This window comes from Actinomyces sp. oral taxon 849 str. F0330, from assembly GCF_000239715.1.
Lineage (GTDB): Bacteria > Actinomycetota > Actinomycetes > Actinomycetales > Actinomycetaceae > Actinomyces > Actinomyces johnsonii.
Window position 1 is genome coordinate 1 of sequence record NZ_JH470398.1, and the last position, 884, is coordinate 884.

Genomic DNA, 884 nt, shown 5'->3' on the forward strand with positions numbered 1-884 from the left:
CAGTCCGCTGGTGTGCTGCAGGAGCTGGCGCACAGTGATCTTCGAGGCGTCGATGCCCTCGCCCTTGATCAGGCCCGGCAGATAGGTCTCGATCGGCTCATCGAGCCCCACCTTGCCCTCCTGAACCATCTGCATGACCACCACGGCCACAAAGGTCTTCGTATTCGACCCGATCCGGACCTCACCGTCCAGCGGCGGGGCCTGACCCGTCTCCAGGCTGCCCTTGCCCACAGCCACCCCCGCCGACTCACCCTTGCTATCCGTCACCGCCGCCAGCGCCGCCGGGTAACCGGCATCCACCAGCCCCTGGGCCCGGGACTTCAGACTCTCAGCCTCCCCCTTCGACGGCGCCGCCGACGCCGCCCCACCAGCAGCCCCCAACGCAATCGCCGCCACCAAAGGCACCGCCAACACCCGACACACCACCGACCTACGACGACGCCCGGGAGGGGCGCCTGCGACGCCCGCTGCTTCAGGGTACTCAGTGGTAACTGCTTCGGAACGGACAGGACTGTACTTCTCTGCTTTACCCATGCCTCCAGTGTCATGAGCCCGTTCACCGACCGCCCCCGCCTACAGCACAGTCCTTACTGTCCGTTAGGACAGTTGTTGTCGTTCAGAGCAGTGCTCGTCTAGAGGGGGCAGTTGGCCCGGGACCGCTGGTTGGCGGTTCCGGGCCGACTGTGTGGTGTGTGCTCGGTGGTGTCCTACTCTCCCGCACCCTGGCGGGTGCAGTACCATCGGCGCTGTCAGGCTTAGCTTCCGGGTTCGGGATGGGTGCCGGGCGTTTCCCTGTCGCTGTGACCACCGAGACGATTGTATGGGCAGTGCGAGAATCACTCGATACTGATTCGGTGTGTGGCTGCCGTCCACGCGCGCGTCGT

Annotated in this window: 1 protein-coding gene and 1 rRNA gene; both read right to left on the reverse strand. The window is 65.6% G+C overall.

From position 1 onward, the window contains the following. Positions 1–534 (reverse strand): serine hydrolase (locus tag HMPREF0975_RS14310; protein WP_232212552.1); only part of this gene is annotated, 534 nt, incomplete at its 3' end. 160 nt (positions 535–694) lie between these two features. Further along, positions 695–812: ribosomal RNA gene (gene rrf / locus HMPREF0975_RS14315) — 5S ribosomal RNA — on the reverse strand. Between the last annotated feature and the right edge of the window lie 72 nt (positions 813–884).